Origin of the sequence: Chromobacterium sp. ASV23, from assembly GCF_016428945.1 — a bacterium.
Taxonomy (GTDB): Bacteria; Pseudomonadota; Gammaproteobacteria; order Burkholderiales; family Chromobacteriaceae; genus Chromobacterium; species Chromobacterium sinusclupearum.
On sequence record NZ_JAELTR010000017.1, the window covers coordinates 66976 to 75371 of the forward strand.

Below are 8396 nucleotides of genomic sequence, written 5' to 3' on the forward strand. Positions count from 1 at the left end.
CCCCATACTAAAACAGATTACGACGGTGACAAATAAAAAACCGCCCTGCCGGGCGGTTCAGTCATTCAGGCCAGGCCTTCAGGCGGATTGTGCCACACCGCCGCCCTCGCGGTAGATGAAAAGCGGCTTGTCGCCCTTCTCGATCACCTTCTCGTCCACGACGACTTTCTCCACGTCCTGCATGGACGGCAGCTCGTACATCGTGTCCAGGAGCGCGCGCTCCAGAATGGAACGCAGGCCGCGGGCGCCGGTCTTGCGAGCCAACGCCTGCTTGGCGATGACGCGCAGCGCGGACGGACGCACTTCCAGATCCACCGATTCCAGCGAGAACAGCTTCTGGTACTGCTTGATCAGCGCGTTTCTCGGCTGGGTCAGGATGGAAACCAGCGCCTCCTCGTCCAGCTCTTCCAGCGTGGCGACCACCGGCAGACGGCCAATCAGCTCCGGAATCAGGCCGAAACGGATGATGTCCTGCGGCTCGACTTCCTGGAACAGCTTGGTCAGGCTCTTGCCGTCATCCTTGGAGGAGACTTCGGCGCCAAAGCCGATGCCGCCCTTTTCGGAACGCTGGCGGATGATCTTGTCCAGACCATCGAAAGCGCCGCCGCAAATGAACAGGATGTTGGCGGTGTCCACCTGGATGAATTCCTGGTTCGGATGCTTGCGGCCACCTTGCGGCGGAACCGAGGCGACCGTGCCCTCGATCAGCTTCAACAGCGCCTGCTGCACGCCCTCGCCCGATACGTCGCGGGTGATGGACGGGTTTTCCGACTTGCGCGAGATCTTGTCGATCTCGTCGATGTAGACGATGCCGCGCTGGGCCTTGTCCACATCGTAGTCGCACTTCTGCAGCAGCTTCTGGATGATGTGCTCGACATCCTCGCCCACGTACCCCGCCTCGGTCAGCGTGGTGGCGTCGGCGATGACGAAAGGCACATCCAACAGGCGCGCCAGCGATTGGGCCAGCAGGGTCTTGCCGGAGCCGGTCGGACCGATCAAGAGGATGTTGCTCTTGGCCAGTTCGACGTCGTCTTTGCCGCCCTTGTTGTAGAGGCGCTTGTAGTGGTTGTACACCGCCACAGACAGGGTCTTCTTGGCGAAGTCCTGCCCGATGATGTACTGGTCCAGGTCCGCGCGAATCTCCTGCGGCGTCGGCAGCGGGCGCTCGGCGGCAACTCCGCCCAGCGTCTCGATGCTGCCGCCTTTTTCCAGCTCCTCGCGGATGATGTCGTTGCACAGCTCGACGCATTCATTGCAAATGAACACCTGCGGGCCGGCGATCAGCCGCTGCACCTCATGCTGGCTCTTTCCGCAGAAGGAGCAGTACAGAAGCTTTTCGTTGCTGTTTTTGTCAGCCATTAGCCAATTCCACTACTTACGCCGTCACGTCCCGGCGGGAAGACAGCACTTTATCGATCATGCCGTAGGCGCGGGCCTCTTCGGCGGACATGAAGTTGTCGCGCTCGGTATCGGCCATCACCCGCTCCAGCTCCTGGCCGGAGTGCTTGGCCAACAGCTCGTTCATCTTGGCCTTCACCTTGACCAGCTCGCGGGCATGGATCTCGATGTCGGTCACCTGACCGGACAGGCCGCCGCCGTACAGCAGCGGCTGGTGGATCATCACCCGGCTGTTTTCCAGCGCGAAACGCTTGCCATGGGTGCCCGCGGCAAGCAGGAAGGCGCCCATGCTGGCCGCCTGCCCGATGCACAGGGTGGAAACATCCGGCTTGATGAAGTTCATCGTATCGTAGATCGACATGCCGGCGGTAATGGAGCCGCCCGGCGAGTTGATGTAGAAGTGGATGTCCTTGTCCGGATTTTCCGATTCCAGGAACAGCATCTGCGCCACAACCAGGTTGGCCGACTCGTCGGTGACGGGGCCGACCAGGAAGACGATACGCTCTTTCAGGAGGCGCGAGTAGATGTCATAGGCGCGTTCGCCACGACCACTCTGCTCCACCACCATGGGCACCAGGCCCAGACCTTGCGGTTCCATCATAGATTTCATCGGCCACTCCACTTGGTTATCAGGCTTGGCTGCCCATCAGTTCGTCGAAGGACAGCTCCTTCGATACTACATTGGCCTGAGACAGCACAAATTCAACCACGTTGTCTTCCAGAACCATGGAAGTCGGGCCTTCCAGGCGATCTGCGCTCTCATAGTACCAGGCCAGCACGTCTTCCGGCTGCTCGTAGCTGTCGGCGAACTCGGTGATCATGGCGCGAACCTGTTCCGGCTTGGCTTCCAGCTTGTTGGCTTCCACCATTTCGGACAGGATCAGACCCAGCTTGACGCGACGCTCGGCCTGGGCGGCGAACAGTTCCGGCGGGAACGGCATATCCTTGACGTTCATGCCGCGCTGTTGCATGTCGCGACGGGCCTGCTCGACCAGACGGCCGATCTCCAGGCTCACCAGAGCCTTCGGCAGTTCGATTTCGGTCGCGTCGATCAGCGCTTGCATCACGTTTTCCTTGATGCGGGCCTGCAGGCGGCGCTTCACTTCGCGCTCAACGTTCTTGCGGATTTCGGCGCGCATCTTTTCCACGTCGCCTTCGGCGATGCCCAGCGCCTTGGCGAAGTCGGCGTCGACTTCCGGCAGCACGGCTTCGGCGACGTTCTTCACCAGGATTTCGAACACGGCGGTTTTGCCGGCCACGTCCTTGCCGTGGTAATCAGCCGGGAAGCTCACTTCCACGCTCTTGATGTCGCCTTCCTTGGCGCCGATCACGCCGGCTTCGAACTCGGCCAGCATCTGGCCTTGGCCCAGCACGAACGGGAAGTTCTCGGCGGAACCGCCTTCGAAGGCCACGCCATCGATGACGCCCTTGAAGTCGATGATCACGCGGTCGCCGTTGGCCGCTTCGCGCTCAACGCGGTTGAAACGGGTACGCTGCTTGCGCAGGATGTCGATGGTCTTTTCGATCTCGGCATCACCCACGGTGACGGTCGGCTTTTCAATTTCCTTGCCCGCCATCTCGGCTACCTTGACTTCCGGGTAGACTTCAAAAGTAGCGGCAAACTTGAAGTTTTCCTTGTCTTCGCCAGCGGCAACCGGCTCGAAGCGCGGGTAGCCGGCCACGCGCAATTTCTGCTCGGTCACGGCTTGGTAGAAGCCTTGCTGCACCTGCTCACCCATCACTTCTTCACGCACCTGGGCGCCGTAGTTCATTTCCACGATCTTCAGCGGAGCCTTGCCCGGGCGGAAACCTTGGATCTTGGCGCCGCGAGCCACGCGCTTCAGGCGTTCGGCCACTTGCGTTTCGATGGCGGCCATCGGCAGGGCGATGTTCATGCGGCGCTCAAGATTGCTCAGAGTTTCCAGCTGTACTTGCATGTTGATTCCTTAGAGTGTGACAGGTTGTAGTCATCTGGGACGGTACGACGCCCGGCCAAGCCCGTCGCGGCGTTGCCGGCAAGCATGGAATCGGGCGCTGCGCGGAGTTACACCACGCACCCAACGAAACGAACAGTATATCACGCGTCGCGGGCTTGTCTGCTGCTTCACGGACAGGGCCTGCGCGGATTGGTCCTTAACGCGCCGGCCTGGGATTCTTTCCGCCAAGCAGCGCGCAGCAGTTGCCGATTGATATTGCTCGGGATTTTTCTGGCGCAACGCGATGAGCGGAATCGTCTGATATCATGAGCCGGCATGCAAATTGCCATTTCCATCGGTAAAAATATTCTCTAAGAATGACAACAATGCTCGGTGGACCATGTCACCGCCGCCCATCTTGAAAGCTCAGGCCATGAAAATACTCGCGCGCACCGCGCTAACCGTCGCCCTTTTCATCCATGCCGTCGGCGCGGCTGCCGGCGTCGTCACTTTCAGTCCGCAGGGCGAAGTGAAGGAAGTCAGCCAGGTCCGGGCCACCTTTTCTTCCAGCATGATCGCGCTGGGCAATAGCGCTGCGCCGGCGCCGTTTGCCTGGAGCTGCGGCCTGAAAGGCAAAGGCCATTGGGTAGACGACAAGACCTGGGCGCTGGACCTCCCGGAAACCCCGCCGGCCAATACCGACTGCCGCTTCACGCTGAAACCCGGCCTCAAGGATCAGCAGGGCGACCCCGTCAGCGGACCGGCCTTCCGCTTCTTCACCGGACAGCCCGTCATCCGCCAAAGCTGGCCGGACAACGGCCGCATCGAAGAAGACCAGGCCTTTGTGCTGCGCTTCAACGCGCCCAATGTGCAGCCGTCCTCGCTGTATTGCCAGTCCTCCAGCCTGCCGGAACGCATCCCGGCGCGCCCGCTCTCTGCTCCGGACCGCGCAGCGCTGCTCAAGCATCTGAAACTGGAAAAGGACGCCGCGCGCATCCTGACCGTCCGCTGCGATCAGCGGCTGGCGCCGGACAGCGCATTGTCGCTGATCCATCTGCGCGGCGCCGGCAAGCCGGACAAACTGGACTTTCAGGTCCGCCCTGCCTTCAGCGCGGCCATGCGCTGCCAGCGTGAAAACGCCAAAGGCCCTTGCACCCCGTTCAAGGCCATCGAGCTGAATTTCAGCTCCCCGGTGCCGGAAAAACTGGCGATGGCGGCGCGGCTATCCGGCGCCGGCGCGGAGCGCGCGCCGCAGGCGCAACAGCGCGGCAAGGGCGAGCCGGTGGACAGCATCCGCTTCGAGCCGCCCTTCCCGCCGCTGGAAACCTTGACCCTGACCCTGCCCAAGGACTTCCGCGACGAAATCGGCCGCACGCTGCTCAACGCCGGCCGCTTCCCGCTGGCGATCAAGCTCGGCGATTATCCGCCGCTGGCCAAATTTGCCGCCGCGCCGTTCGGCATCATCGAATCCGGCGCCGACGCCGCGCTGCCGATCACCTTGCGCGGCGTGGAGCCGAATCTGGACATCAAGGCCGTGCAACTGGGCGGCCAGGCGCTGCGACTCTCTCGCGACGCCGACATCATGAGCTGGCTGGCCAAGGTGCAGCGCTACCATGAAAGCTATCTGCCGGCCGGCAAGGACAAGACGATAGAGAGCCGCCGCGTCTCGCTGCTGAACAAAAACCGCGACGCCGCGCCGCTGAAGCTGCCCAGCCAGCCAGACAAAAACGGCAAGTGGCCGTTCGAGGTGGTGGGCATCCCCCTGCCCAAGCCCGGCCTGTATGTGGTGGAAGTGTCGTCGCGCCTACTCGGCAAATCTTTGCTGGGCGCGGACAAGCCGATGTATGTGCGCACCGCGGCCCTGGTCACCAATATGGCCGTGCATCTGAAACGCTCCGGCGAAAACGCGTCGGTGTGGGTGACCACGCTGGACAAGGGCAAGCCGGTGCCCGATGCCGCCATCCATATCTACAACTGCAAGGGCGAGGCCTTGTGGGCCGGCAAAACCGACAAGAACGGCATCGCCACGGCCGGCATGCAATTGAACGGCGGCGAATGCTCCAACGAGGAGCTGTCCGGCCTGTTCGTCACCGCCCGCGCCATGGATGCCCAAGGCAATGAGGATGTCTCCTTCGTCCGCTCCAGCTGGAACCGCGGCATCGAGTCCTGGCGCTTCCCGTTCCCGACGCAATGGAACGACAACCCTTCCATCCTGGCGCATACCATCCTGGACCGGCCGCTGTTCCGCGCCGGCGAAACCGTCTCGATGAAACACCTGCTGCGCGTGCAGACCGGCAAGGGCCTGGGCCAATTGCGCCCGAATCAGTTGCCGCAGCAATTGCGCATCGTCCATGACGGCAGCGGCGACGAAATCAAGCTGCCGCTGACCTGGCGCGCAGGACGCTATGCCGAAAGCAGCTATGCCATCCCCAAAGAGGCCAAGCTGGGCGAGTACACGCTGTACCTGGAACGCAAGGGCACGCGCAGCCCGGACGACCAAGGCAAGCCGTCGAGCCCGGAGCTGGACGGCTACTCGCTGCAAAGCGGCGGCTTCCGCGTGGAGGAATTCCGCCTGCCGGCGATGACCGGCCGCATCTTCACCGCTAAAGGCGCGAACATCGGCGCCAAGCAAGTGCCGCTGAGCGTGTCCATGGCCTGGGGCAACGGCGGACCGGCCAAGGACTGGCCAGTGGAAGTCAGCGCCATGCTGGCCGACAGCTACACCCACATCAAGGCGTATTCCGACTTCAGCTTTTCCCCGCCGCAACGCGGCGCCGACCGCAGCGATGCCTCGCTGGACGGCAAAGTGGTGCTGGACAAAGCCGCGCTGAAGCTGGACGCCAATGGCAACGGCAAGGCGCTGATCGACAAGCTGCCCAAACTCGATCGCCGCTACGACCTCGTCACCGAAGCCGCCTACCGCGACCCGAACGGCGAAACCCAAACCATCAGCCGCCGCATCCCCTTGTGGCCGGCCGCGCTGCAGGTGGGCGTCAGCGTGGACAGCTGGATCACCGCCGGCCGCGCGCTGAAACTGAAAGCCGTGGTGCTGGACACCGCCGGCAAGCCCCTCGCCAAGCAGGACGTCAAAGTCACGCTGCGCGAGCATCGCTACTTGTCCAGCCGCAAGCGGCTGGTCGGCGGCTTCTACGCCTGGGACCACAACGAGGAGACCGAAGACAAGGGCAAGGTATGCAGCGGCACCACCGACGCGCGCGGCCTGGTGTTCTGCGACATCAATCTGAAAGACGCCGGCGACATGGAGCTGATCGCCGAGGCCAAGGATGAGCAAGGCAACGTCGCCCAGGCCGCGCAGTCGGTGTGGGTCAGCAAGCACGACGAGCTGTGGTTCGACGTCGACAACAACGACCGCATCGACATCCTGGCCGAGAAAACCAGCTATCTGCCCGGCGAAACCGCCCGCTTCCAGGTGCGCATGCCCTTCCGCAAGGCCACCGCCTGGCTGGCGATCGAACGCGAAGGGATTCTGGAAACCCGCGTGCTGGAGCTGGAAGGCAAGAACCCCACCATTGAATTAAAAGTTGAGCCGGACTGGACGCCCAATGTCTACGTCTCGGTGCTGGCGGTGCGCGGCCGCGTGCGCGACGTGCCGTGGTACTCGTTCTTCACCTGGGGCTGGAAGAGCCCGTCGGAATGGTGGGACGCCTACTGGAACGAAGGCGGCGACTACGCCCCTCCGACAGCGATGGTGGACTTGTCGCGCCCGGCCTTCAAGTACGGCGTCGCCGAAATCCAGGTAGGCGACGCCGCCAAGCGCCTCGACGTGTCAGTCACCCCGGCTCGCAAAACCTACGGCATACGCGAAAACGCCGAGGTCGCCATCCAGGTGAAGCTGCCCAATGGCAAGCCGCCACCGGCCGGCACCGAAGTGGCTTTCGCCGCCGTGGACCAAGCCCTGCTGGAGCTGCAGCCCAATACCAGCTGGGCGCTGATGCAGGCCATGTACCAGCGCCACAGCTACGGCGTGGAAACCGCCACGGCGCAGCTGGAAGTGGTGGGCAAGCGCCACTATGGCCGCAAATCGTTGCCGCCGGGCGGCGGCGGGGGCAAGGCGCCGACGCGAGAGCTGCTGGATACGCTGCTGACCTGGCAGCCGCGCGTCGTACTGGACGCCAACGGCAGCGCACGCGTCAAGGTGCCGATCAACGACGCCCTCACCCGCTTCCGCCTGGTAGCCGTGGCCGACGTCGGCAATGATCTGTTCGGCAGCGGCGAAGCCGAGATCAACGTCTCGCAGGATCTGCAGCTGACATCCGGCATCCCGCCGCTGGCGCGCGAGGGCGACCAGTTCGCCGCCGGCGTCACCGTGCGCAACGGCGGCGACAAACCGCTGCAGGTCAAGGTTTCCGCCAGCGCGCCCGGGCTGCCGGCGCTGCCGCCGCGCCAGATCAGCCTGCCGGTGGGCGAAGCCCGTCCCATCAGCTGGCAGGTCACGGTGCCGGAAGGCGTCAAAACGCTGCAATGGACCTTCGCCGCGCAACAGGTGGACGGCAAGGCGGCCGACAAGCTGGCCATCAGCCAGCAGATCGATCCCGCCGTGCCGGTGACGGTGGAACAGGCCACGCTGCAACGCGTGTCGCCGGAGCTGTCCATTCCGGTGGCGCCGCCCCCGGGCGCCCTGCCGGGACGCGGCGGCATCCGCGTCAGCCTGCAAGCCAAGCTGGGCAACAGCCTGCCCGGCGTGCGCCGCTGGTTCGAAGACTATCCGTATGCCTGCCTGGAGCAGCGCAGCTCCGTCGCGCTGGGCCTGGCCGATGCCAAGCGCTGGAGCCAGTTGATGAGCGAACTGCCGCTGTACCTGGACGGCAACGGCCTGGCCGCCTACTTCCCGCTGGGAGAAGGCGCGCCGGACCGCGGCAGCGACGTGCTGACCAGCTATCTGCTGGCCGCGTCGCACGAGGCCGGGGTGGCGATTCCAGAAGGCCCGCGCGGCAAGATGCTGGATGGGTTATCCGCCTTCGTCGAGGGCAAGCTCAAGCGCGATTTGCCCAGCAGCCGCCAGGACGCAGACGCGCGCCGCCTCGCCGCCATGGAGGCGCTGGCGCGCTACGGTCGCTTCCG

General features: G+C 63.9%; 4 protein-coding genes. 1 reads left to right on the plus strand and 3 read right to left on the minus strand.

From position 1 onward, the window contains the following. Positions 1-78 precede the first annotated feature (78 nt). The 3 genes from clpX to tig are packed head-to-tail and all read right to left on the minus strand — an operon-like array spanning position 79 to position 3335. The gene (gene clpX, locus JHD59_RS09625; protein WP_199154067.1) at positions 79-1359 is read right to left on the minus strand and encodes an ATP-dependent Clp protease ATP-binding subunit ClpX; all 1281 of its coding nucleotides are present in this window, start codon (positions 1357-1359) and stop codon (positions 79-81) included. A 16-nt stretch (positions 1360-1375) separates the two neighbouring features. After that, a complete protein-coding gene (gene clpP / locus JHD59_RS09630; protein WP_103316783.1) occupies positions 1376-2008 on the minus strand; it encodes an ATP-dependent Clp endopeptidase proteolytic subunit ClpP in 633 nt (210 codons plus the stop codon). 19 nt (positions 2009-2027) lie between these two features. Further along, on the minus strand, positions 2028-3335 hold the full coding sequence (gene tig / locus JHD59_RS09635; RefSeq protein ID WP_103316785.1) for a trigger factor: 1308 nt from the start codon (positions 3333-3335) through the stop codon (positions 2028-2030). 412 nt (positions 3336-3747) lie between these two features. Between tig and JHD59_RS09640 the strand changes: the two genes are divergently transcribed. Next, the coding region (locus tag JHD59_RS09640) for an alpha-2-macroglobulin (RefSeq protein ID WP_199154068.1) at positions 3748-8396 on the plus strand (4649 nt) is incomplete at its 3' end.

Bases quoted from the DNA above. Each gene is read 5' to 3' on its own strand.
- clpX (WP_199154067.1), bottom strand. From the start codon at position 1,359: ATGGCTGACAAAAACAGCAACGAAAAGCTTCTGTACTGCTCCTTCTGC.
- clpP (WP_103316783.1), bottom strand. From the start codon at position 2,008: ATGAAATCTATGATGGAACCGCAAGGTCTGGGCCTGGTGCCCATGGTG.
- tig (WP_103316785.1), bottom strand. From the start codon at position 3,335: ATGCAAGTACAGCTGGAAACTCTGAGCAATCTTGAGCGCCGCATGAAC.